Below are 26,276 nucleotides of genomic sequence, written 5' to 3' on the forward strand. Positions count from 1 at the left end.
ATATAAAACAACGATGAAAAATATTTTGCCCCTGATATTTGCTCTTTGCTTTTTTACCAATTGCAGTAAAGACGACAATGAGACCAAAGACTATAGTTATTATTACCCAACAGATGAAGCTTCGATTACAGCGGAAAACATTCCAGGGAGTGCAGAAGCATTTGATCCGAAAGGAATCGCAGTTGCAAACGAAAAACTATACGTTATCAACGGAAATGTTTTAGAAGTATTTAATGCTCTGACATTAGCTCACATTAAAACAATTAAAGAATATACAAAAGGAACAACGACAATTCCGCTTACAAGTCTTACTTCGGTTGCGGTTGACAATGGGCGCATTTATGTTGGAAGTACAGAATCTAGATTATTTGTTTTTGACGAAACTACAAATGCTGGAATCAGTACGGTAGGAAACGGACAATGGTGGCAGACTTTTGTGCACGTTTTTGGTGTTGTGGTAAAAGACGAATTGATATTCGTAAAAGAAAAGGAAAAAAGCATTAAAGTATTTGAAACTTCTCAGATTACAGAGACTAGCAATTGGAATTTAGAACCAATCGCTAAATTAAATACCTTAAATGGCTACACCGAAGTATATTCTATGGATGTGTATGGCGGAAATCTTGTGGTTGCAGGAAGAGATACAAAAAGTTACCTGTACTATGATATTGCAAACATTAAAGCAAATGCTAAGAATTCGCTAACAACTCCAATTGAACCAGATAAATTGCAATTTGTAGACATAAAACCAATTGCAGTTTCTTTTAGTAAAGATTGGGCAGTAACTACAGAAAATGAAGGAAGCACATCTTATTTAAGATTGTATCCAAAAGAAGAATTTATCAGAAAAAATTATAAAGCGGTTTTGAATGCTTCAGATATTTTTGGCGAGAATAAGTTCGGAACTATTGTGGGAACGGCACAGCTTGATGATCGTATTTTCTTATCAGATAATACCAATAAGAAAGTTAGAGTGGTAAAACTGAATAAATCTTCAATTGCAGAACAAAATAATTAGGTTTTAAATTCTAATTTTAAAAATTCCAAATTCCAATCCCGAAGTCTCGGAACAAATTGGAATTTGGATTTTTTTTTAATTGAAATGAAATTTGGAATTTGGGTTTTAATGATTGGAATTTCAAAATAACCTACTACATTGATAGGGTATTAAAAGTTTTAACAATTTATAGCTAAAAATTAAAAATAACTGTTTAAATTTGCACTCGCTATGAAGAAAGATAACCAGAAAATGAATAATTATTATCGTTACAGCATGATGTGCTGTGCTATTGTAATGGTATTTATTGATCTGGCTTAATATATAAAATGATAAAATTTATTTCAAGAAGGCCTTTCAACTAATTAATGGAAGGCTTTTTTGTTTTTAAACTGTAAAGAATGATTGAATTAAAAAATGTAACCAAAACTTTTCATCAGAAAGACAGAATTGTTGCTGCTTTGTCTGATATCTCTTTAAAGGTTCCTGAAGGGAAAATTTTTGGTGTAATTGGAACTTCCGGAGCAGGAAAAAGTACGCTGATTCGCTGCGTGAATTTGTTGGAAAGGCCAACTTCTGGCGAAATTATCGTTGACGGAAAAGCTTTAATGCAGTTATCAAACGCAGAACTGACGATTGAAAGAAGACAAATCGGAATGATTTTTCAGCATTTTAATCTGCTTTCTTCAAGAACGGTTTTTGAAAATGTGGCTTTTCCTTTAGAATTGGCTGGAACTTCAAAAAGCGAAATCAAAACTCGTGTTTTAGAATTATTGCAATTGGTTGGATTGGCAGAAAAAGCCAACGATTATCCAGCAAGTCTTTCAGGAGGGCAGAAGCAGCGTGTTGCTATTGCAAGAACTTTAGCCAATAATCCGAAAGTTTTATTGTGCGATGAAGCAACAAGTGCGCTAGATCCTGCAACAACTAGATCGATTTTAAATTTACTGAAAGACATTAATAAACGTCTTAATATTACCGTTTTACTAATTACGCACCAAATGGAAGTTGTAAAATCTATTTGTGATGAAGTTGCAGTGATCAGTCACGGAAAATTAATCGAGCAGGGAAGTGTTGGAGAAATTTTCGCCGACCCGAAACATGAATTGACAAGGGAATTTATTTCTTCTTCTCTTCATATCGAAGTTCCGTCTGTGTATCAAGATAAATTGGAAAAAGAAGATAATGGAAATTTGAATCCGTTATTGAAATTGGAAATGACAGGGAAATCGGTTAATGAACCTGTTATCTCAGAAGTTTCAAGACTTTTCGATACCGATTTTAAAATCGTTAGTGCACAAATGGATCAGGCTGGCGAAGTGAATTTTGGCGTAATGCTGATCGAACTTTCAGGAAAACGCGAAAATTACGATGCTGCTATTCAATATTTTAATTCAAAACACATTAAAACAGAAATAATAGGTTATGTCTGATTCTCTTATAGATTTATTGTTAAAAGGAACATGGGAAACCATTGTTATGACTTTTGTATCGGGCTTTTTCGGTTTTTTGCTAGGACTTCCAACAGGAATTTTATTGTTCTTAACGCGTAAAAATCAAATTCTAGAACAGCCAGTTTTAAATAGAACATTATCAGTTGTGGTTAATGTTTTCCGTTCTATTCCATTCATTATTTTAATCGTTTGGATGATTCCGTTTACACGTGCCATTGTTGGAACTTCAATTGGTGTGAGTGCGGCTTTGGTTCCGTTGAGCATTGGTGCGGCGCCATTTATTGCTCGATTGGTAGAAAATAGTCTGTTAAGCCTTCCTTCAGGATTAATCGAAGCAGCAAGAGCTTTGGGAGCAACTCCTTTGCAAATTGTGTACAAAGTATTATTGCCAGAAGCTTTGCCTTCTTTAATCAATGCAGCTTCCATTACTTTAATCACTCTTGTTGGATATTCTGCAATGGGCGGAGCTGTTGGAGCAGGCGGTTTAGGACAAGTTGGATATCAGTACGGTTATATTGGTTATGATGCTGTAACAATGAACTCGGTTTTGGCTTTATTGGTCATTTTGGTATTCGTAATTCAGTTTGCGGGAGATAGATTATCAAAACGTTTTGATCACCGATAAGATTTAGTCGAAAGTCAAAAGTCGAAAGTCAAAAGTCGAAAGTCAAAAGTGAAATGTTAGAAGTTAAAATTTAAAAAAGATATAAATTATTATGAAAAGAAATATTTTAAAAATAGCTGGAGTTTTGGCTTTGGCGATTGTTTTATCCAATTGTGGAAACAAAAAAAATAATGATCCTCATTTTATAAAAGTAGGTGTGGCTTCTGGTCCAGAATTGAAAGTGGCGGAAGCGGCTAAAAAAGTGGCAAAAGAAAAATACGGATTGGAAGTAGAATTGGTTTCCTTCAACGATTATGTAATTCCAAACGAAGCTTTGAGTCAGGGTGATATTGATGCAAATGCTTTTCAGCATAAACCGTATTTAGACGAACAATCAAAACAGCGCGGTTACAAATTGGCTATTATCGGAAAAACATTTGTGTATCCGATTGCAGCTTATTCTAAAAAAATAAAAAGCCTTTCTGAATTGAAAAACGAAAGCACGATTATTATTCCAAATGATCCAACAAACGGAGGACGTTCGTTATTGCTTTTACAGAAAAACGGATTATTGAAATTGAAAGATGGCGTTGGTTTATTGCCAAAGGTAACTGACATTGTGAGCAATCCTAAAAATTTAAAAATATTAGAACTAGAAGCGCCTCAATTGCCTCGTGCATTAGACGACGAAAATGTTTCTATTGCGATCATCAACAATACTTTTGCTTCTGCAGCAGGATTGGTTCCTTCTCGTGATGCTTTGTTTGTTGAAGATAAAGAATCGCCTTATGTGAATTTGGTAGTAAGTCGTGAAGACAATAAAAACGAAGAAAAAGTAAAACAGTTTTTACAAGCTTTTCAATCTCCAGAAGTTGAAAAAGCAGCCGAGCAAGAATTTAAAGGCGGAGCTGTAAAAGGCTGGTAAAAGAATGTGAGATGTAAAATGTGAGATGTAAAATGTTATTGATAAAGACATTTCGCATCTCACATTTTACATTTTACAATTCACAATTATATAAAACAATCTGTTGATTTTGTAAGGCTTACCTTTTTTAGATGAACTAAATTGGAGTTCAATTTTTAAAACAAATGTCATGAGAGCGATTTGGACAGGTTCGGTAAGTTTTGGGTTGATTAATATTCCGATAAAAATGTTTTCGGCTGTAGAGGAAAGCAGTCTAGATATGGATATGTTGGATGCAAAAGATCATGCTAATATCAAATTTAAACGGGTTAATGAAAATACGGGCAAAGAAGTAGATTACGCCAATATCGTAAAAGGATATAATCTGGAAGGCAAATATATTATTTTGGAAGATTCTGATTTTGAAGCCGCAGATGCCATTAAAACCAAAACAATTGATATTGAAAGTTTTGCTTTCGAAAAAGAAATCCAAAGTATTTATTACGAACAGCCGTATTATTTGGAGCCCGACAAAGGCGCAATGAATGCTTACGGATTGCTTCGTGATGCGCTTGAGGCTTCAGGGAAAGTGGGTGTTACTAGATTTGTTTTAAGAAACAAAGAAAGTCTGGCAATTTTAAAACCCTATAAAAACGTGATTGTTTTAAACCGAATCCGATTCGAACAGGAAATTAGAAGTACGAGTGAATTAAAGCTTCCGCCAATGTCTAAAAAATCCACAAAAGAAATGGATATGGCCGAAAAACTAATCGATCAGCTGACAGAGAAGTTTGATATTTCTGGGTTTAAAGACGAATATACTGCCAAACTTTTGGATATCATTAAAAAGAAAGCAAAAGGAAAACCACAGAAAGCGACTCCAAAATTAAAAGTCGTACACAAACAAAGCGACGATTTAATGGAAATGCTGAAAGCCAGTCTCGAAAATAAAAAGAAAAAATCGTCTTAACTGTTTTGGTTATTTTCCAGTTTGTGAATAATCTTTTTAATATTAGCCCCTTTAGATAAAACAGGTTTCCACAGATCGCCTTTTTTCTCAAAACGACTTAATACATTTTTAATCGTAAATTGCGATGGATGCAGTTTGTCATTCACTTCAACCCATTCCAAAGGCGTAGAAACTGTAGCGCCAGGTTGTGGTCTAACAGAATACGGTGCGGCCAAAGTTTGTCCGCGTCGGTTTTGCAAAAAATCAATGTACAATTTATTATTTCTCTTTTTAATGCTTCGATCGACTGTAGTACTATCAGGAAGTCTGGATTGCACTTCTTTGGCAATCAATTCGCCTAGAATTTTTATAGAATCATAATCGTATTGTGCTCCAAGCGGAATGTAAATATGAAGCCCCGAAGCTCCAGAAGTTTTGCAGAGGCATTCGGTTTCTAATTCGTCTAAAACTTCTTTTACAACCAAAGCAGTTTGCACAACTTGCATGAAATCATCTTTTGCAGGATCTAAATCAATTACCAGCCAATCTGGATTCTGAATATGTTTGATGGTCGAGTTCCACGGATTCATTTCAATACAGCCTAAATTGGCCATATACAGCAATGTTTCTTTATTATTGCAGATTAGATAATCAATGTCGGCATTGTTGGATTCTGAGAAGATTTTTTTGGTTTTAAGCCATTTCGGAATTTTATCGACATCAACATCTTTTTGATAAAAACTTGGAGAATCAATTCCGTTCGGGAAACGGTTCATCGACTCTGGACGATCTTTTAAATAGGGCAGAATCAGTTCTGAAACTTCATTATAATATTGCACAATATCGCCTTTTGTAATCTTATCTTTTGGAAAATAAATTTTATTCTGATTAGTGAGATGTAAAGTCGTTTTACCAATTTTTAGATCGTAATCATTTTCGGCCTTGTGGTTATTTGAATGTCCCATTTCAATTAAATTAGAATCTTTATTACTATTGTTATTTCCATTCTCATTGCCATTAAAATTAACTTCCGCAGCCTTTTTATCAATCCTTAATCCAAGAAAAACAGGATGTCTTAAATGCTGATCTTGGGTCCACTCCGAAAATTTAACCCGACATACAACTTTTGGTTTTACCCATTGAATCGGATCGCGTAAAGGAACTTTTTCATCAAGTGGTGATTTTTCAAAAAAATGCGGTTTTAGTTTAGTGTATAATTCTTTAAGGATTGCTTCTGTAAAACCCGTTCCGCATTTGCCAATATATTTTATTTTTTTGGCTTCATATTGACCAAGCAGAAGCGCACCGAAATACTTTCTCGAATTTTTAGGTTCAGTGATTCCGATAATTATAGCTTCTTCTTCGTTTACAGTTTTTATTTTAAGCCAGTTTGTACTTCTTCTATTTACAGCATAAATGCTGTCGGTTCTTTTGGCCATTATGCCTTCTGTTTTATTTCTAACGGCTTTTTCAAACTGTTTAATTCCATCTCCAGTAGTATGTTCTGAATAAAAAACATTCGAAAAAGAATATTTGTTGAAGAGAATTTTCAAGAGTTCTTTTCGTTCCAAGAGCGATAATTCGGTAATCAGATTTCCATCCAGATTCAATAAATCAAAAACATAATATTTAAGATTTCCAATTCCAGTTTTCATATAGTTTTGAAGCAGTTGGAAATCGGTTTTGCCAGAATTATTTTCAATCACAATTTCGCCATCCAAAACAACTGTATGATCTATTTGTTTTAATTCGTCTGCAATGGGTTTAAAACTTGCATTAAAAGAAATTTTATTCCTACTGAATAAATCGACTTGCTGCGCATTAATGACAGCAATGGTTCTATAGCCGTCATATTTATTTTCGAAAACCCATTCATCATCATTAAAAGGTTCTTCACGTACGCTGGCAAGCATTGGCTTTATAAATTCAGCTATTTCAACTTTCGAACTAGACTTTTTTTTTACAGCTTTTTTCTCGACTGTTTTTTCTTCTGTTTTTGAAGCCAGTTTTTCAGATTTGTCTATCAGCTGTTCCAAAGTTCTTTTAGAAATAACCGATTTATTTTTTTCTAAAATGTCTTCACTAGAAGCATATTTATCATTTTTTTTGATAAAAAGCCAGGCATTTTCTTGTTTGCCGTGAAGTTTAACCAACGAAAATTCGCCTTTTAGTTTTTTGCCTTTTAAAACAAAACTCAAACGTCCTTTTTCTAAATCGCTTAATAATTGTTTTTCGTCAGAAGCTGTTTTTTCATCAGAAGTATAGGTTCCGTTATCCCACACAATTACATTTCCTGCGCCATAATTTCCTTCTGGAATTGTGCCTTCAAAATCCTTGTAACTGTACGGATGATCTTCAACCATCATGGCGAGACGTTTTATTTCAGGATCCATTGACGGACCTTTTGGCACTGCCCAGCTTTTTAAAACGCCATCCATTTCTAACCTAAAATCATAATGAAGATGAGATGCGGCATGCTTCTGCACTACAAAAATCAATTCGTTAGCCGATTTTTCAACTTTTCCTTTAGGTTCACGGGTTTGTTTAAAATCTCTTTTTTGATGGTATTTAGACAGTGACATAAGCTTTCAAAAGAATTAAAAGGGTTAATGAAAGAGAGTAAAGTGCCGTTGCAGTGACAGCAAAAATAATATGGGCAAAGAACAGCTGAATATAATAACCTTTAAAATCAATTGGGGGTTGATGATTGGTCATTTTAAATATGATAATCCAGCTGAATATGCCAATTACACCACTGATAACTCCTAGTAGGAGAGCATTGAGTGGAGAAACTGGTACTATGTTCTTTACCCATACTATTTGATATCCCATAACAAATAGAAAACCTATAACGTAATGTATCAGCCATCCCCAAGTTTTCTGAGATTTTTCAGAAAGGCTGATGTTTGTTTTCTTTAGAGCAAAACTCAATAAAACAGGTTCTTTATACAATTCTTGAAAGTTTTTAGACATCACATAACTAAACCAAGTCATGGCCGATGTCGCTCCAATGGAAACTAAAATTAATTGTATAATAATATAAATCATAAAGCTCTTTTTTTGAACTAAAACTCTATTTCAAAGTTACTTTTAAAATGACTTTTTCTGTTATAATATTAAAAAATGGAATTATATAATTATAAGTAAAGTGCTGATTATCAATTTGTGTTTTGGTTAAAATATTATAATCCTGAAATTTAATTGTATAATTTTTGAGCTAAAAAGCAGTATAACTTTGTTAACCTATTTTTGAGAAACCCTCAATTGAAATAGTACATTGAATGATAAACTGTAAAATCAACAGAAAATGAAAAATTCGAAAAAAACAAATCAAGACAATTCTGAAGGAAAACAGAACGATTTAGAATATAACAAATCAAATGCTGAAAATGAATTTTTAACCACCAACCAAGGCGTTAAAATAAATGATGACAACAATTCTTTAAAGTCTGGAAAAAGAGGTCCTTCTCTTTTAGAAGATTTCATATTACGAGAAAAAATCACCCATTTTGATCATGAACGAATTCCAGAGCGTATTGTTCATGCGCGAGGTTCGGGAGCTCATGGTTATTTTGAATTGTACAAAACCATGGGAAAATATACCAAAGCAGGCTTTTTAAACAATACCAGTATTAAAACACCCGTTTTTGTTCGATTTTCGACTGTTGCCGGTTCTAGAGGATCTACCGATTTAGCTCGAGATGTTCGAGGTTTTGCAGTTAAATTCTATACTCAGGAAGGCGTTTTTGATTTGGTTGGAAATAATATGCCTGTATTTTTTATTCAGGATGCCATGAAATTTCCAGACTTAATTCATGCTGTTAAAGCAGAACCGCACAATGAAATTCCGCAGGCTGCTTCGGCACATGATACCTTTTGGGATTTTATTTCGCTAATGCCCGAATCCATGCACATGATTATGTGGGTAATGAGCGACAGGGCGATTCCGAGAAGTTTAAGAATGATGGAAGGTTTTGGAGTGCATACTTTTAGATTTATTAATGAGAAAAATGAATCGCATTTTGTAAAATTTCATTGGAAACCAAAATTAGGAACACATGCAGTTGCTTGGGATGAAGCACAGAAAATATCAGGAAAAAATTCAGATTTTCATAAACAGGATTTATGGGAAGCTATAGAAGCAGGAAATTTTCCAGAATGGGAATTGGGCGTGCAGATAATTCCTGAAAGCGACGAACATAAATTTGATTTCGATTTGCTTGATCCAACGAAATTAGTTCCCGAAGAATTGGTTCCAGTAACCATTATAGGTAAAATGGTTTTGAATAAAAATCCAGATAACTTTTTTGCAGAAACTGAACAGGTGGCTTTTCACCCAGGACACATCGTTCCTGGTATTGATTTTTCAAATGATCCTTTATTGCAAGGCCGATTATTTTCGTATACTGATACGCAATTATCAAGATTAGGAAGTCCAAATTTTCACGAAATTCCAATTAATAGAACCATCGCGCCAATGCACAATAATCAGCGTGATGGACATATGCGTCAGGAAATTGTAAAAGGTAAAGTGAGTTATCATCCAAATTCTTTAGGAGGCGGATGCCCATTTCAAGCCAAAATGGATCAGGGCGGATTTGTAAGTTTTAATGAACGCGTAGATGCTCATAAAGTTAGAGCAAGAAGTAATAGTTTTTCGGATCATTTTAGTCAAGCAGCGCTTTTCTACAACAGCCAAACGCCTATAGAACAAGATCATATTGCCAGTGCTTTGTCTTTTGAATTGGGAAAAGTGGAAACGGTTTCGATTAGAGAAAGAATGCTCGGACTTTTAAATCAGGTAAGTACTGATTTAGCGGCATTGGTTACTAAAAATTTAGGAATTCCCGTTCCAAAAAATATCGAAAAACCAATTAATCATGGAGTAGCAGCAGATGATGAAGGAAATCAAGAACCGTCAAAAGTAAAACCGAACGTAGGAAGTTCAGACGCTTTAAGTATGCTTAAAAATCCAACCATTTCGAATACGATTGCAACGAGACAAATTGCTTTTTTGTGTGCTGATGGCGTAAGTGCAGATTCAATAAAAGTTATGAAAACAGCCTTGCAAAATGCAGGAGCAAAAGCCGTTATTATAGCGCCACATTTAGGGACAATTGTTTCTCAAGAGGGGACAAAAATTCCGGTAGAGCAAACTTATAAAATTGCGGCGTCAGTACTTTTTGATGGTGTCTTTATTCCAAGTGGAAAAGGAATTGCAGATCTTTCAAAATTAAAAGAAGTAAAAGAGTTTTTAAACGATTCGTACCATCACTGTAAATTTATTGCAGCTGAAGCTGAAGGAGTACAAGTCTTAAAAAACAACAGTGATATAAAAGCAAAAGATCCTGGAGTTTTGACAAGCGAAAATGGCGCAGACAAATTACTAGCTACTTCATTTATAAAAGCTTTGGGAAGACATCGTTTTTGGGAAAGAGAAAAAAGTCTTTGATAAAAATAAAAAAACCATTCTTTACGGAATGGTTTTTTTATGAAAAATTGTTTCGTTCAATTAATAATATTTTCAAGACATTCGCCCAAAATAGAAACTGCTTTTTCCATTTCTTCCTTTTCCAAATGCCCAAATCCTAAGCGTGTCGCTGTGAGGTTTTTGGTTTGATATAAAATGGTCTTTGGCAGAAATAAACCCTGTTTAGAACATTCTTTTTGAAACTGAATTAGATTAAAATGATCCAGCCATTCAACCCAAATTGCCAATCCTCTTGGCGGAATTTTAAACTTGATTTTGCCTTTTAGTTTTTCATTAAGAATCGAAACAAAATAATCGCGACGTTCTTTGTAGATTTTTTTATTTTTCTTTGAAAGACGATGCACTTCGCCTTCGGTAATCCATTCGGTAAGAACTTGTTCCTTTATGACATCAATTCTAGGTTCAAGAATGTTTTGATGCTTTTCGAGTTCTTTAATAAATTCCGCTGGTGCGGCGACAAAACCGTAACTGAATCCTGATGGCAATGATTTTCCGAAAGAACCAATATAAACTACTTTGTGATTAGAGTCAAAAGCAGCTAAAGGAAGAACAGGATTATTATCATAATGAAATTCAAAATCGTAATCGTCTTCCAAAATCACAAACCCGTATTGATTGGCCAAATCCAAAACTTCGATTCTTTTTTTAGCGCTAAGCGAAATAGTGGTTGGATAATGATAATTGGATGTCAAATATAAAACCCTGATTTTGGTTGTTTCGCAGATTTCTTTTAAACGTTTAGTATCAATTCCGTCTTCATTTGCCGGAATAGAAATAATTTGAGCGCCAGTATTTGTCAATGTCATATTCGACATATAATATCCCGGCGAGGCTACGATGACTTTATCGCCTGGAGTAATAAGCACTTTTGTAACCAGATACAAAGCGATTTCGTGACTGCTTGTCGTAAGAAGATTTGAAGTTGAAATGCGAATGCCTCGGGTAAGATTCAGATAATTAGAAAAATGAGTTTTAAAATTCGAATGTGAACGCAATTCTATCTGTTCGTAGGTTTTAGATGTTTTTCTTCTTTTTAATTTTGAAACATATAATCTAGCCAAAACATCGGTTTGTACCAATCGTAAATCGGGCATTCCGTCATTAAATTGATACGGCAAATTGCTAATTTCAATCGGACTTTCAAGAATAGTAGATCGCTGAAAACTAAAGCCAGTATTGTCTGGAGTGGTATTTTGTTCTTTCGAAAAAGCAAATTCAGCTTTGTTTTTTTGTTTTTGCTGTGATAAAATAAAAGTTCCTTTGTTCGGAAGTGTTTCAATCCAGCCTTGTGATTCTAAATCCTGAAAGGCTTTGATTAAAGTGTTTCGGTTAACAGAAAGTACTTTACATAAAATTCTAGTGCCAGGAAGTTTAGTACCTTCGGGAAGAAACCCCGTTTGTATGGCTTTGATAAATTCAAAAACAAGCTGCAGATAAATAGCAGTGCTTTCTTCGGGTTTAAGCTGAATAAAGCTTTTAAAAGGAATTTCAACCGGACTATCCATAATTTATAAACTGACACTTTTGTTGGTACGGCAAGATACTGCTTTTCTTAAAATTTTTAGAAAAAAAGAAAAATGATCTTTACATAAGTGTTAGAACGATGACCAAATCAAACTATTAAGTCCGGCTGAAATTATTTAATTCATTCCGTAGGAATGTCTCATTGGTAGAATTAAAAATTTGTATTGCGGTTATACGTTCCGTAGGAACGTTTGGTTGGTAAAACAGAACGCTGTTATATAAAATCAGGTGTTCCTCTGGAACACAATGCAAAATGACATATTCTTTTTCTACCGACCAGATATTCCTACGGAATATTAAATTGTAACTCGTTGTGGTAATTTATTATAATCTTAATTACACTTTAAAAATCAGTTTCTTTTTATAGAAAATCCATAAAATGAACGACCAGAAAACAGCATAAGATAAAGCATAAGCGAGTGATGCATTTAATGGGTTTTCAAAACAAGGAACAATTCCGTGGTTATAAATATACGCTTGAAGTCCAATTTCTTCTCCAGCTTTTTCGGGATCGGCTACTTTTATGCCACTTAACACTCTCGGAATTATTCCAGAAAAGAAAAATACAATCATCGGGTTTACACCCCAAATCAGAAATAATTTCGTCCATTTTTTATGCCCTTTAATGTCAATTATATAATACAAAAGCGTTAAACATAGCGTTGCAATTCCGGCTGTATACAAAACATAAGAACTTGTCCAAAGTGATTTGTTAATAGGGAAGAAGATGTTCCAAATTAAACCTCCAATTACTAAAGCAGTTCCAGCAATGGCGGTCTTTTTTACGATTTCCATTTTATCAACAGATAAATTTAGTAGCTGGCCAATGTACATTCCTAAAATTCCAGTTCCAATGGCTGGCAAAGTGCTTAAGATTCCTTCTGGATCCCAAGTTTTAGAGGATGCCCATAAATGTCCGTTTAGAAGTGTATCGTCTATCCAAGCGGCAAGATTAGTTCCTTTGTCGAAATTGGCAGGACCAAATCCAGGAACCGGAACAAAAGCCATTACAAGCCAATATCCAATTAAAAGTGTGGCTAAAACTAAAAGCTGTGTTTTTAAATTAGTTTTTAAATACAAAATAGAAGTAAAGAAATACACAATGGCAATACGCTGTAAAACGCCAGGGATTCTGGTGTCTTCAAAATGCTCCAAACCACTAAATGATAATGAGATGAGAATTAGAAATACTCCAACGGCAAGAATGGTTTTGACTTTCATTGAAAAGTTTCCTAAAAGGGCATAAGCAACAGCAAAAGCAATTAGCAATCTTACTCCTAATAGAGGAATGCCTTCTAAACCAAATAAATGGATTCTGCTGAAAACGCTTAAAAACAATCCTAAACAGAAGATTCGCAGAGAACGAACTAAAATTTTATTGAAAACGCTTCCGTCAAAATGTTTTACAGGCATTGCAAATGGAATAGCCGTTCCCATTATAAAAACAAAAAACGGGAAAACTAAGTCAGTAGGCGTACAGCCATGCCATTCAGCATGTTCTAAAGGCGGGTAAATAGATGACCAGCTTCCCGGATTATTGACAATCGTCATTAAGAGAATAGTAAATCCTCTAAAGACATCGAGTGAGGTTAAACGTTCTTTTGTCATTGGGTTTTATAGTTTATGGTTTATGGTTGATTGTTTATGGTTGATGGTTTGTAGTTTATAGTTTTTGGTTTATAGTTTGGAATTTGGAATTTAAATTTTGGAATTTTTATTTCATAATTGCATCTTGAATGATCTGTTGGATTTCTTCTCTGATTTTTCCTTTGGCTAATTTATTTTCGTCATTTACTACTTCTGGATATGTTCTGTTGGATAGGAATACATACACAATTTCGGTTTCTGGATCTGCCCAAGCCACGTTGCCTGTAAAACCTGTGTGGCCAAAACTGGCTTCAGAAACACAGTCGCAAGTTGGTCCGCCTTTGTGTACTCTTTTATCAAATCCTAAACCTCTCAGGACGCCTTGATTTTTGTAATAGCAAGTATTAAAAGCATCAAAAGTTTGTGGAGAAAAATATTGAATTCCGCCATAATTTCCTTTTTGAAGATAAAGCTGCATCATTTTGGCTACATCCATCGCATTAGAAAATATTCCTGCATGACCAGCAACTCCGCCTTCCATTGCAGCTGCCATATCGTGCACATAACCTTGAATAACCTGATGTCTGAAATAGTTGTCAATTTCGGTTGGTGCAATATTGCTTTTGTCAAATTTGTCTAATGGATTATAAAGCGTATTGGTCATTCCTAGTGTACTGTAGAAATTTTCTTGGCTCAGCTCTTCTAATTTTTTATGTGTTTTTCTTTCTAAATATTCTTTTAAAATGATAAAAGTAAAATCACTGTATTTGTATTCTTTTTTTAGCGGTACAGGACTTTCAGCAATAATTTTCATAATCGTATCATGATAATCATTTCGAATATAAAGATTGTCTGCAACTTTTGTTGTAAAACCGTTTTCTGCTGCTTTTCGGTAGTATTTTTCAGAAGGTTGGTTGTTGCTGTCTAAAGTTGCTTTGTAAAACGGAATCCATGCCTGAAGTCCTGCGTAATGATTTAAAAGATCTTTGAAAGTGATATTTTCTTTGTTTGTTTTAGCAAAGAATGGAAGCATATCTTTCAGTTTGGTATCCAGCTCTACTTTATTTTTATCGTACAATTGCATCACATTTGGCAGTGTTGAAATCATTTTTGAAATTGAAGCCACATCGTATAAATCTGAATCGGTTACTTTTTTTCCGTTATCATAAGTTTGCGCTCCATACGATTTCTGAAAAATAACATTTCCTTTTCTGGCCACTAAAACCTGCATTCCTGGAGTCATTTTACTATCAATTGCTTTTTGCGCCACAGCATCGATTTTTGATAGAATTGCCGGATTCATATTTACATTTTCTGGAGCTGTAAAAGCCAGACGATTTAGCTTTTCGGTAGTCAAACCATCATTTACATGGAAAGCATCATTTATAGAAACAGGCAATTTCCCTTTGGCTTCAATGGCACCAAAAAGCAATCCTGCCGAAACAACCTGACTAATATCTGAGTTTTGGTAAGAAACTACCAATCCTTCAATATCATCAAAATTATTGATTGACAATAACGAATATGGTTTTGCAAAAATGTCTAGAATAACTTTGTTGTGTTTTGCAATTTCTTTTAGCCAAAGCATTTCTTGAAATGTGAATTCTTGTTTTTCCCAAGCTTTATTTACTTTATGATAGCTGATAATTACCTTGTCAAATTTTTTCAATTCTTTATTCAGACTGTCTAGATTGGTGTCTTTGACTTCTGTAATATTAGTGTATTTTTTTAGTGTAGAAATAAAAGCGCTGTTGGTGTCTTCACCCAATTTTATATAGGCGATTTTTTCGCTTAAATCTTTTATCGGAAGAATTTCTTTTTCGTTTTTTAAAACTGTAATGGCATTTTCATACAGTTTATAATGTAAAGCATCATTCTGAGACGGATTCAAATCTTCATACAAATTATTTAAATCAATTGGTTTGTATTTATTTAATCCTGCTTTGTACTTAAAATGAAGAATTTTTTTAACCGAATGTGCCAATCGTTCTTCTGTAATTACTTGCGTATTGTAAGCCTCTTCCAAGTTCTGAAAAGCAACGGGTACATTTTCTGGACAAAGTAAAATATCGTTTCCTGCTAAAATAACAGCAATTTCTAGATCTCCAGGACCTTTAAAATTAGCTGCACCTTTCATCGCCAAACCGTCTGTAAAAATTAAGCCATTAAAACCTAACTCTTTTTGAAGCAGATTGGTCACCACATTATAGGATGCAGAAGAAGGACAATTTGGCTGTGATTCTAAACTCGGAATATTAAGGTGCGCCACCATTACAGAAGCTAGACCTTCGTCAAATAATTTTTTGTATGGATATAGTTCGACTAATTCCATACGTTCTTTAGAGAAATTAACGGTCGGTAAAGCATGATGCGAATCGGTTGAAGTATCGCCGTGTCCAGGAAAGTGTTTTCCGGTGCAGAAAACGCCATTTCCTTGTATTCCTTTCATTAAAGCAAGTGCTTTTTCGGTTACATTAACTTTATCTTCACCAAAAGAACGGTTTCCGATAATTGGATTTTTCGGATTGGTATTAATATCTAAAACTGGTGCAAAATTGAAATGAACGCCGATTCGTTTGTTTTCGGCTGCCATATTTCTTCCCACATTTTCAATTAAACTTAAATCTTGAATAGCGCCCAAAGTCATGTTCCAAGGATAACGGTAAGTTGAATCTAATCGCATGGCTAATCCCCATTCAGCATCGATTCCAATCATCAAAGGAACTTTTGCTTTTGACTGATATAAGTTGGTTAATTTCGCTTGACGAACTGGTCCGCCTTGAAAGAAAATTACGTTTCCTATTTTATAATCTTCAATCATTTTACTAATCTGATTAACGTGTACAGAATCTTTGTTGGAATAGGCAGAAACCATAAACAATTGTCCGATTTTTTCCTGTACCGTCATTTTACTGTAAATGCTGTCAACCCAAGCCGTTTCTTTATCAGAATCTTTAAAGAAAGTTTTTTTGTCTGAAGTGTTTTTTTGTATGTAAACAACAGTGTCTTTTAAAGGAATATCCTTTTTATCATCTGCTGCACCATTATTTTTTTTGGATGCGCAATTGGTAATTAAAAATATAAAAGTGGCGTATAAACTGATTTTTACAAATGGATTTTTCATATCATTTTTTTAAGAATCAATTTGAGTTTAATGTATTTAAATTCAAATTGATTCATCAATAGTATTAAGCTGAATTAGAAACTTATTTCTTTTTCACTGCGTGAACTGGTAATAAATAATCCTAAATAAGTAATTAATCCGTTTAGTATAATTAATTCATTATCAAAAACATATCCTGCAAATAAAACTTTAGAATATTCATTGATGAAATAGGTGAATAATGGAGAAAGCAAGCAGATAAACGGAACCAGTTTGTCGTTTACATGTCTCGATTTTTGGAATAAACCAAAAGCATATAATCCTAATAATGGACCGTAAGTATAAGAGGCAACTTTAAAAATCATTCCAACTACCGAACTGTCATTGATTGAGTTGAAAATTAGAATGATAAAAAATACCAAAATAGAAAAACTGATATGTACTAAATGTCTAATTCTTACCGTGTTTTTCTTATGGCTGTTTTCTGCTTTGTCCATGCCTAAAAAGTCAACGCAAAAAGAAGTTGTTAAGGCTGTTAAGGCAGAATCTGTGGTTGCAAAAGTGGCAGCAATAATTCCTAACAAAAATACAATTGCGGGAACAAGTGCTAAATGATTTAATGCAATTTCAGGAAAAAGTAAATCGGTTCTTGGTTTTCCTGTAACTAAATCGGTTGGAACAGCAATTCCGTTTTTGTTTGCATAGATATATAACAACGCTCCAACACTCAAAAAGAAAATATTAATGATAACAAAGATCCCTGTAAAAGTGAACATGTTTTTCTGTGCTTCGCCGATGTTTTTGCAACTCAAGTTTTTTTGCATTAAATCTTGATCTAGACCAGTCATAGCAATAGTTACGAACATTCCGCCCAAAATTTGTTTTACAAAATGGAATTTACTTCCCATAAAATCATCAAAGAAAAAGATCTTAGAATAATTGCTGTTTTTTACTTCCTCAAATGCGCTGATGGCAGTTAAATCCATACGATCACAGATGAAATAAATAGTAAGGAAAACAGAAGTAACCAAAAAGAATGTCTGTAACGTATCTGTAATAATAATTGTTTTTAGTCCGCCTCTGTAAGTATAAGAGAAGATTAAAAGCAACGAAATTAAAACAGTAAACGCAAAAGGAATATGATAAAAATCGAACACAAAACGCTGTAAAACGATCACGACCAAATACAATCTGAAAGCAGAACTTATTGTTCGGCTGATTAAGAAAATAGAAGCTGCTGTTTTGTAGCTGAAAAAGCCCATTCTTTGCTCAATATATCCATAAATCGAAGTCAGATTCATTCTGTAATATAAAGGCAATAAAAGTTTTGTAATGACAATAAATCCAAGTGCATTTCCTAAAACAAACTGAAAATATTTAAATTGTTCACCGCTTGGCGCGCCAACTTCTCCAGGAACAGAGATAAAAGTTACTCCAGAAAGAGCAGTTCCGATCATTCCGAAAGCCACTAAATACCATTTTGAATTTTTATTGGCAGTAAAAAAAGCGTCGTTTCCGCTGTCTTTTCTGCTGACTCTATGCGATATATAGAACAATGTTCCGAAATAAATGATAATAAGGAGAAGAATGGTACTTGGTGTCATTTTATAGTTTTGGTGATTTTTGGTTTTTTATAAATTATTTAAAGCCATTGGCTGCAATTATTTTAACACATAGACACATAGTTTTTTTTCAAAATTTAAAAAAAGGCGTTTCACTAATTTAAGTAAACATAGGTGAAATTATGTGTGGAAACTAGTTTCTTTTATTTTCTTTTTTTTTACACAAAAATCTATGTTTCTATGTGTTAGATATAAACAAAAAGCTGTTCCTTAATTTGACCTGACGGATTTTATTCTGTCAGGTCGGTGTTAAAAACTCCAAAAAATGAATTTATCCAGTTTTTGAATTTGTATAAATCTATAAAAAGATTTTGATAGTGAGGTTTTTAGTTTTCCTGATTTTTGGTGTGCGTTAATAAAACAGCTCGTACACTTTTATGTTTTTGCAATAATTCGTCGGCTGCGTCATATTCTAAATCAAGTTCTTCCATTATCATTTTAATGGCGCGTTTTACCAGTTTTTCGTTAGAAAGCTGCATGTCAACCATTTTGTTGCCTTTTACTTTTCCTAATTTGATCATTACCGAAGTAGAAATCATATTCAAAGTTAATTTTTGAGCTGTTCCTGCTTTCATTCTCGTACTTCCTGTTAAGAATTCAGGACCTACAATTAACTCAATCGGATAATCAGCTTCTTGTGCGATAAGTCCGTTGCTGATACAAGAGATACTTCCTGTTTTAATGTTGTGTTCTTTAGCTTTTTTTAGTGCTCCTAAAACGTATGGAGTATTGCCAGAAGCAGCGATTCCGATAATCATATCTAAGCTTGAAATTTCGTACTTAGCTAAATCTTTCCATGCTTGTTCGGTATCGTCCTCTGCATTTTCTACTGCTTTTCTAATGGCTGTGTCTCCGCCGGCAATAATTCCGATAATCATATCATGAGAAACACCAAAAGTTGGTGGACATTCCGATGCATCTAAAATTCCAATTCTCCCAGAAGTTCCAGCTCCGATATAAAATAATCTTCCGCCCAATTGCATTTTTTTTACAATGGCTTTAACCAGTTTTTCTATTTTAGGAATTTGCTCTTCAATAATATGCGGAACTTTTTTGTCTTCTGTATTAATGTTTGTAAGAAGTTCTTTCACGCTCATTTGATCCAAGTCTTTGTACAAAGATTCTTGTTCAGTTTCAGGATTTTTATTTTTCATTTTTCTTTTTTTTTGATTTTTGAAACTAAAATTTTTCAATTTCAGGATCTCTATTTTACATTAATAGGTTGATATTTTTATTTAGAATAGAATTTAATTTTAAAAACATAGAAACACAGGTTTTGATTTTTGTTTAAAAAGGTAACCAATCTTTAAAAAGCAAACCAAAGAGAACTACATTTCTGCTAGCAATATATATGTGTGTGTTTATGCTAATGAAACGCTTTTTTGTAAGTCTATCAAAGTCTATGTTTCTATTGTTTAAAAAATTTAGTCTAAGAGAACTGAATTAGAAATATTATTTATAAATCAGATATTTTGTTCGCATTTTTTTGAAAGCTTCTAGATCTTTCTGCCAAGATTGTCTTATCTGAGCTTCAGAAACGCCGCTTTCTATTTGCTGCTGTAATTTTTTTGTTCCTGCCAGTTTGGTAAAAAATGCATTGAAGAATTTTGTTTTATCGCTCGTATTCTGATACGCTTTAATAAGCCATTTTAGTTCTAATTGTTTCAATTTTGGATAAGCTGTCAAATCTTCGCCAAAACATTCTTTTCCATTGTATAAAGGATCTTTTGCGCCAAAATTGGGTTTCGGAGTAAAACTGAAATTGGTTTTGGTTAAATATGGAGAACCGTAAATTTGAAATTGTTTTTCAGTTCCGCGTCCCATACTCACATTTGTTCCTTCAAAAAGACATAAACTTGCATATAAATTTATAGACTGGTCATTTGGTAAATTCGGAGATGGTTTTACCAATAAACTGTATGAGATTGTTCTGCTGTAATCGACACAAGGAATAACCGTTAGTTTACATTGAGCGCCATCTTTTAGCCATTTTTCTCCATTTACCATTTGAGCATATTCACCGATTGTCATTCCGTGCAAAAGTGGAATAGGGTGCATGCCAACAAAACTTGTAAATTCTTTTTCTAAAAGTGGTCCGTCAACGATAGAGCCATTTGGATTAGGTCTGTCAAAAACAATAAGCGGAACGTTATTTTCTGCACAAGCTTCCATTACATAATGTAATGAAGAAATGTAGGTATAGAATCGTGCTCCTACATCCTGCAGATCAAAAATCATGACATCAATTCCAGATAACTGCGCTGGTTTTGGCTTTTTGTTGTCGCCATAAAGCGAAATAATCGGCAGACCTGTTTTTGGATCTTTTCCGTCAACGATATGTTCACCGGCATCGGCTGTTCCTCTAAATCCGTGCTCGGGAGCAAAAATTGTCTGAACAGCAATTTTTTTCTCCAATAAAAAATCAACGACATGGGTCTTGTTGGATAAAATTCCAGTCTGATTGGTAACAATTCCGACTTTTTTATCTTTTAATAGCGGAAGATATTTTTCGTAATTGTCAGCTCCAGTTTTTATAACAGTGTTATTGATTTCTTTTAAAATATCGATTTTTTTGGGCTGAATGTTTGCCGAATATGACGTAGCATGAAACAGAAATGCTGTAACAAAAGCACTTTTTGCTATAAATTTTATCATTTTAAATACAGTTATTAGTTAAAGACGAATTGGACTAATAAAATTAATATTTTATCGGAGTATATGAATGTTTAAGGCAGATTTGGGGAAATCTAAAAACTAACAAGATATAACCTGCATGAATCAGGATTAATTTTTTATTTGGTCTTTTTATTGGTCACAATGCGTCTAAAAAGAGTATTTTAAAATACTGCCTCCGAAAAGTCTCACGTCGGAGGCAGTTGTATTAGATGTGGTATTTTAGTTTTTACCGAATTACCAGCCTGGGTTTTGTTTTAATTCTACACCTTCTGCAGCGTATAAATTGATATCATTTGTTGGAATAGCACTCAAGTAATTTTTTGGTGATATAAATAATCTTGATACACCAGCTGCATAAGGAATTACATATCCTTGTGCGTTTACTTTTGTTTTAGAGTTAGTTCCTATTAAAGCCATTATTCTAGCTCCTAAAATAACATCTGGATTAGAATTAGTATCCAAATAATCTCCTTTTTTCCAACGCATAAGATCTTCTTTTCTCATTGTTGTCCAAGCCATAAACTCAATTCTACGCTCGCGACGAATCTCCCATATAATTGGATTTACAATTCCTGAAATTTGTTCTAATGCAGTTGTTCTTTGCGGATCATCTATCTGAACGCCGTTTGCACTTGCACTTGCACCATCTGTAGTCAAAGTAGCAATTCCAGCACGTGTACGAACTTTGTTAAGTGATAAATTTAGATCTGCAGTAGTAATTGTACCTAATTCTGCACATGCTTCAGCATAATTCAAGTAAACTTCGCTTAGTGTGAAAACAGGAGCGTCAATTTGATTTTGTCCAATTGTTGTAACCTCTGTACCTGTAGTAGCAGGATTATTATACAATTGGAAAACATAACCTGTTATAGAGGTTAAACCGTTGTAAGGTTTGTCAGAGTAAGCATAATCTGCTGTACTGAAAGCTTTAGCAAATCTTGGATCTCTGTTAGCAAAAGTATTGGCAATAGTGTTATCTCCTAGATATTGAGCATTGCCAGTTTGTTTAATAGGCAATCCGTTAGTAGTTACATAACTTTCTGCAGCAAATTTTGTCAATCCGTTTTGAACAGTAGATGTATTAGTGTAGGCTTGGATTCCGTTTCCTAAAACACCTTTTATGTATCTTTTTGTTAAGATTACTTCAGTATTTCCTAATAATTCAACAGAATTGTAAAGTGATTTCCAATCTGCGTTTAATTTGTAAGCGTTGTTATTCATTACGGCTAAAGAAGCATCTTTAGCTTTTTGAAGATACGTATTTCCATTCTGAGCCAAATTGTATTTTCTGTAAGTGCCTTCACCCAAACATACTCGGCTTAATAATGCATAAGCAGTATATTTGTTTACCGTTACATTGCTATCATCTACATTTAATAACAACGGAATCGCTTCTTCTAAGTCTTTAATTACATTGTCTATTACTTCTGCTCTAGATAGAGCAGGTTTGTAAACATTTGCATCGCTTTGAGCTAAATATTGGTCTGTGTATGGTACATCGCCAAACTGCTGTGCTAAACGAAAATAAGTGTGAGCTCTAAAGAACTTAGCAACACCTATGTAGTGATTTTTCTTTGTCTGATCCATAGGAACATTTGGAACTCTTTCTAACATAAGATTGCAACGACGAATCAAAGTGTAATATTCGTTCCAGTTTGAGTTAGTTGCATTTGGAGCTGTTAGGAAGTTCGTGAAAACGTTCATCGCCAAGTTGTCATCTATTAAACCTGTAGCCGAAGCATGAAAGTAAAAATCAGCGGTAGTACCAGCATTATTTCCGTATCCATTAAAGGTATTATAGTTCAACCAAGAAAATGTTTTTACGTTATTTTCTGAAGTCCAAAAATTGTTGTCAGTGAATACATCTTCCGGAGGTGTATCCAAAAAATCTGAACAGCTAACAGTTAGACTTGCAAAAGTTAGCAAGGCAACTGATAGTTTTATCTTAGAGTTTATGATTAATTTTCTCATCTTAATTAATTTTTGATTTTTAAATACCTTTATTAAAACGCAAGTTGTATACCAACCGACCATGTTTTAGAATAAGGGAAAGTTCTTCCCCACATTGATTCACTTTCATTAATTTCTGGGTCAACTGGTAATTTACTGCTTTTCCAAGTAGCTAAGTTGAAACCTGAAACGTATGGTCTAATTTTGTCAAATCCAGCTTTTTGAGAAATGCTTTTTGGGAAAGTATATCCAAGAGTCATCGATTTTAAACGTAAATAAGACATATCTAATAAATAACGAGTTTGTGCCACAAAATTGTTTGATCCAGGCGCATAAGTTCCAAAAGCATTAGTTGCATGTCCAGGGTATGGATTAGGGAAATAGGCATCTGTATTTTCTGGTGTCCAGTAATCATTTTGGTTCTGATACATAGCATCTGTTCTGTTGTAGAATGGCAATACTAAGTCTGAAGTTGTCCAGTAGTCACGTTTTCCAACTCCTTGGAAGAAAGCATCAATATCAAATCCGTATAAAGCACCACCTAAACGAACTCCATATTGGTAGCGAGGTGTAGTGTTACCAATAACTTTTAAATCTCCAGGTTTAAGAGCAGTTCCATCTCCTCTTGAGATTACCCCGTCTCCATCTAAATCTTTATACATTACATCTCCAGGGCCAAATTTAAACGCTCCACTTCTTATATTTTTATAATCAATACCGTTTACTATTAATCCTGTCGCATCAATTTGATCTGTTGTTTGAATTAATCGGTCTGTTTCCAATCCCCAGATTTCACCCAATTTTTGACCTGAGTAAAAAGATGAAGTGCTGATTAACTTAGCAGAGTTGTTCCATTCAGTTACTTCTGTAGTATTGTCTGAAAGCGTAAGATCTGCATAAACACTAATATCTTTGTTGATTTGTTTATTAAAGTTAAGAGCAAGTTCCCAACCAGTTGTTCTTAAATTTCCAGAGTTTGTGTTGGCAGCAGCCTGACCAAATGAACCTGGAAGTGTTTTACCTGGAGCTAACATTCCTTTAGTGTCACGTTGGTAGTAATCAAATGTTAAACCTAACATGCTAAATATTCTAATATCAATTCCAATATCTTGAGTAGTTACCTTTTCCCAAGTTAAATTCGGGTCAACATTTGTTGGCTGATTAACAGTAGGAGGAATAGTTGTACCACTACCAATCCAATAAGGGTTAGGATTAGTTGTAACGTTAGTCATAACTGGTAAAAAGGCATTGTTAGCAATGTTTTGATTTCCGATTGAACCAATAGATCCACGAATTTTCAAATCATTTAACCAGCTTTTTGTTCCTTCCATAAAGCTCTCTTCTGAAATTCTATATCCAACAGAAGCAGAAGGGAAGAATCCCCATTGCTCATTAGTAGGGAATTTTGACGAACCATCATAACGTCCGTTTACCTCCAATAGATATTTACCTTTGTAATCGTAATTTACACGTGCAAAAAATCCTGCAATTGCATATCTTGATAAACCAGGATTTAGAATGTCATTAGCAACAAGAGGCGAAGTAAATTGGTCGCCAATAGCTAAGTTAAATTCTGGTTTGGTTTTGTCCAAAAGTGTATTTCTACGAGCATAAGTTCTTTCTTGATCGTACCATTCTGTATTCAAACCACCTAATACTTTAAAGTTGTGGTTTTCTCCTAATGTCTTAGTATAATTTCCAAAGATATTGGCTACGTTTCTAGTGTAAGATGTTTTGGCTTGCGCAACAAAATCGTTGGCAGTTTCCATTGAAGTAGGTTTTCCAGCAACTAAGTCAGCAGCACTTGTCCACCAGTCCCAAAGCGGTACTTGACCACCATTCATTTTTAGACTTGAAAAATTGGTATTAAAGCTATATTCTCCAACGATATTAAAATCTTTAGTAATTTGAGCAGTAAGTCTTCCGCTTATCCTCATATCATTTGATTTACTTTCGTTTTGAGATGCATTTGCCATATAACCAGGCGCATGTCTAAAGTAAGTACCATTATAAGTTCCATAAGGGAAATAAGAACCCCAACGCATATAGTAGCCGAAATATCCATTACCAACAGTATCAATACCATTGTTGTAGTAGTTAAAAGGAGAATCATATTCTTGGAAAGTTCCCAATACTTTAAAATCTCCAGTAAGCCAGCTTGCTAACTCCGTTGTCATACCAAGATTAAGATTGAATCTTTGGTTGGTTTCATTATTGATTTTCATTACACCATCTTGATTAGAAAGTCCTAACGAAACAATAAATGAACTTTTGTCGCTCAAAGAACCTTGAGCTGATAAATTATGAAGTGTTTGTACCGCATTCTTTTTTAACATTTCATCATGCGGATTCCAAATTCTGTAGAAATATTCTTTTCCTCCAATAACATCAAAATCTTCTCCTAAGATCATGTTTTTGTCATTTGGATTTCTAGTTGCAGCATATTTTTCTTTCCAGTTAATGATACCAGGCAATAATGTTTTATAGTTCATACCGAAAGATTCTGGATTCGCATTTCCAGCTCTAGCCTGCGCATCAATCATTGCTGGAAGCTCTACAGTTGGGTCATTAAACTGAACCAAAGAAATTGGGTTGCTCCAACCTGTATTATTGCTATAAGCGAATCTTACTTTTCCTTTTGAATTTTTACCACTCTTAGTAGTAATTAAAATAACTCCAAATGCAGCACGTGCACCGTAAATAGAAGCAGAAGCAGCATCTTTAAGCACAGACATAGATTCTACGTCTTCTGCATTTAGCATCGACAATTCGCCTGGAACACCATCGACTAAAATAAGTGGTGATCCTTTAGCTTCTCCATTTATAATAGTTCCAGCTCCACGAATGTTAACGTTTGATCCCTTACTGATATTACCAGAATTAAAAGTAATATTAAGTCCAGGAGTTGTTCCTTGCAGACCTCTTGTGATATCAGTAATAGGCACACTTCCTAGGGCTTTTTTAACATCTACTTTTGCAACCGCTCCCGTAAGATTAGCTTTTTTCTGAGAGGCAAAACCTACAACAACAACTTCGTCTAGTTTCGAAGTGCTTTCTGAAAGGCCAACATCTATTTTCTGTTGGCTCTCCACTTTAATAGATTGGGTTTCGTAACCCATGTAACTAAAGTTTAGAGTTCGCCCCGGTGCTACAGAAATACTGTAGTGCCCATCAAAGTCAGTTGTAGTACCGTTATTTGTTCCCTGAATAACTACGCTGACTCCAGGAATTGGAATTCCGTCTGCTTTGCTTTTTACTGTTCCAGTAACTGTTTTTGCTTGTCCAAATGCTGCTTGAATGCACAAAAACAACACTGAAAGAAAGAGTAATTTTTTCATGATTAATCTGGTTTTTTATGGTTGTTGTTGAGCAAATATATTTAATTATTGCATATAAATGCATTATTTTGAATTTT

General features: G+C 34.1%; 16 protein-coding genes. 6 read left to right on the forward strand and 10 right to left on the reverse strand.

What is annotated here, in order from left to right:
• Positions 1-13 precede the first annotated feature (13 nt).
• From AC5ZCW_RS07665 to ku, 5 genes are all read left to right on the forward strand, one after another.
• Positions 14-1,018, forward strand: coding sequence for an NHL repeat-containing protein (locus AC5ZCW_RS07665; protein WP_496118892.1), 1,005 nt, complete (start codon positions 14-16; stop codon positions 1,016-1,018).
• Positions 1,019-1,398: 380 nt separating this feature from the next.
• A complete protein-coding gene (metN, locus tag AC5ZCW_RS07670) occupies positions 1,399-2,430 on the forward strand; it encodes a methionine ABC transporter ATP-binding protein MetN (protein ID WP_496118893.1) in 1,032 nt (343 codons plus the stop codon).
• Entirely contained in the window at positions 2,423-3,076 is a 654-nt protein-coding gene (locus AC5ZCW_RS07675; protein WP_248727742.1) for a methionine ABC transporter permease MetI, read from the forward strand. The genes metN and AC5ZCW_RS07675 overlap by 8 nt, the downstream gene beginning before the upstream one ends.
• Positions 3,077-3,167: 91 nt before the next feature.
• Complete coding sequence (gene metQ, locus AC5ZCW_RS07680) at positions 3,168-3,980, forward strand: methionine ABC transporter substrate-binding lipoprotein MetQ (protein WP_496118895.1); 813 nt, start codon at positions 3,168-3,170, stop codon at positions 3,978-3,980.
• 169 nt (positions 3,981-4,149) lie between these two features.
• Positions 4,150-4,929 (forward strand): non-homologous end joining protein Ku, encoded by a 780-nt coding sequence (gene ku / locus AC5ZCW_RS07685; protein WP_496118897.1) that lies wholly within the window; start codon positions 4,150-4,152, stop codon positions 4,927-4,929.
• On the opposite strand, the gene ligD is transcribed toward ku, so the two are convergent.
• Together ligD and AC5ZCW_RS07695 are read right to left on the reverse strand one after the other, a co-directional pair.
• A complete protein-coding gene (gene ligD, locus AC5ZCW_RS07690; protein ID WP_496118899.1) occupies positions 4,926-7,490 on the reverse strand; it encodes a DNA ligase D in 2,565 nt (854 codons plus the stop codon). The two genes, ku and ligD, sit on opposite strands and share 4 nt — an antisense overlap.
• Positions 7,477-7,956, reverse strand: a complete 480-nt coding sequence (locus AC5ZCW_RS07695) for a hypothetical protein (protein WP_343541522.1) — start codon at positions 7,954-7,956, stop codon at positions 7,477-7,479. The genes ligD and AC5ZCW_RS07695 overlap by 14 nt, the downstream gene beginning before the upstream one ends.
• A 259-nt stretch (positions 7,957-8,215) precedes the next feature.
• On the opposite strand from AC5ZCW_RS07695, the gene AC5ZCW_RS07700 reads away from it, so the two are divergent.
• A complete protein-coding gene (locus AC5ZCW_RS07700) occupies positions 8,216-10,360 on the forward strand; it encodes a catalase (protein ID WP_496118901.1) in 2,145 nt (714 codons plus the stop codon).
• A 56-nt stretch (positions 10,361-10,416) separates the two neighbouring features.
• Here AC5ZCW_RS07700 and AC5ZCW_RS07705 read toward each other — a convergent pair whose 3' ends face one another.
• The 8 genes from AC5ZCW_RS07705 to AC5ZCW_RS07740 all read right to left on the reverse strand — a co-directional run bounded on the left by AC5ZCW_RS07705 (position 10,417) and on the right by AC5ZCW_RS07740 (position 26,199).
• The gene (locus AC5ZCW_RS07705) at positions 10,417-11,904 is read right to left on the reverse strand and encodes an aminotransferase-like domain-containing protein (RefSeq protein WP_496118903.1); all 1,488 of its coding nucleotides are present in this window, start codon (positions 11,902-11,904) and stop codon (positions 10,417-10,419) included.
• A 355-nt stretch (positions 11,905-12,259) separates the two neighbouring features.
• Positions 12,260-13,531: an acyltransferase family protein gene (locus tag AC5ZCW_RS07710; protein WP_496118905.1), complete on the reverse strand. Its 1,272-nt coding sequence runs from the start codon at positions 13,529-13,531 to the stop codon at positions 12,260-12,262.
• Between the two features lie 106 nt (positions 13,532-13,637).
• Complete coding sequence (locus tag AC5ZCW_RS07715) at positions 13,638-16,634, reverse strand: serine hydrolase domain-containing protein (RefSeq protein WP_496118907.1); 2,997 nt, start codon at positions 16,632-16,634, stop codon at positions 13,638-13,640.
• A gap of 74 nt (positions 16,635-16,708) precedes the next feature.
• Positions 16,709-18,217 (reverse strand): sodium:solute symporter, encoded by a 1,509-nt coding sequence (locus AC5ZCW_RS07720; protein ID WP_496118909.1) that lies wholly within the window; start codon positions 18,215-18,217, stop codon positions 16,709-16,711.
• Positions 18,218-18,561: 344 nt separating this feature from the next.
• The gene (gene murQ / locus AC5ZCW_RS07725; RefSeq protein ID WP_496118911.1) at positions 18,562-19,389 is read right to left on the reverse strand and encodes an N-acetylmuramic acid 6-phosphate etherase; all 828 of its coding nucleotides are present in this window, start codon (positions 19,387-19,389) and stop codon (positions 18,562-18,564) included.
• A gap of 298 nt (positions 19,390-19,687) precedes the next feature.
• Complete coding sequence (locus AC5ZCW_RS07730) at positions 19,688-20,890, reverse strand: exo-beta-N-acetylmuramidase NamZ family protein (RefSeq protein WP_496118913.1); 1,203 nt, start codon at positions 20,888-20,890, stop codon at positions 19,688-19,690.
• Between the two features lie 255 nt (positions 20,891-21,145).
• Positions 21,146-22,882 carry a RagB/SusD family nutrient uptake outer membrane protein gene (locus tag AC5ZCW_RS07735; protein ID WP_343541531.1) on the reverse strand — a complete coding sequence of 579 codons (1,737 nt, stop codon included), beginning with the start codon at positions 22,880-22,882 and terminating at the stop codon, positions 21,146-21,148.
• A gap of 32 nt (positions 22,883-22,914) precedes the next feature.
• Positions 22,915-26,199, reverse strand: a complete 3,285-nt coding sequence (locus AC5ZCW_RS07740; protein WP_496118915.1) for a SusC/RagA family TonB-linked outer membrane protein — start codon at positions 26,197-26,199, stop codon at positions 22,915-22,917.
• Between the last annotated feature and the right edge of the window lie 77 nt (positions 26,200-26,276).

The organism is Flavobacterium sp. PLA-DH12 (assembly GCF_059511845.1).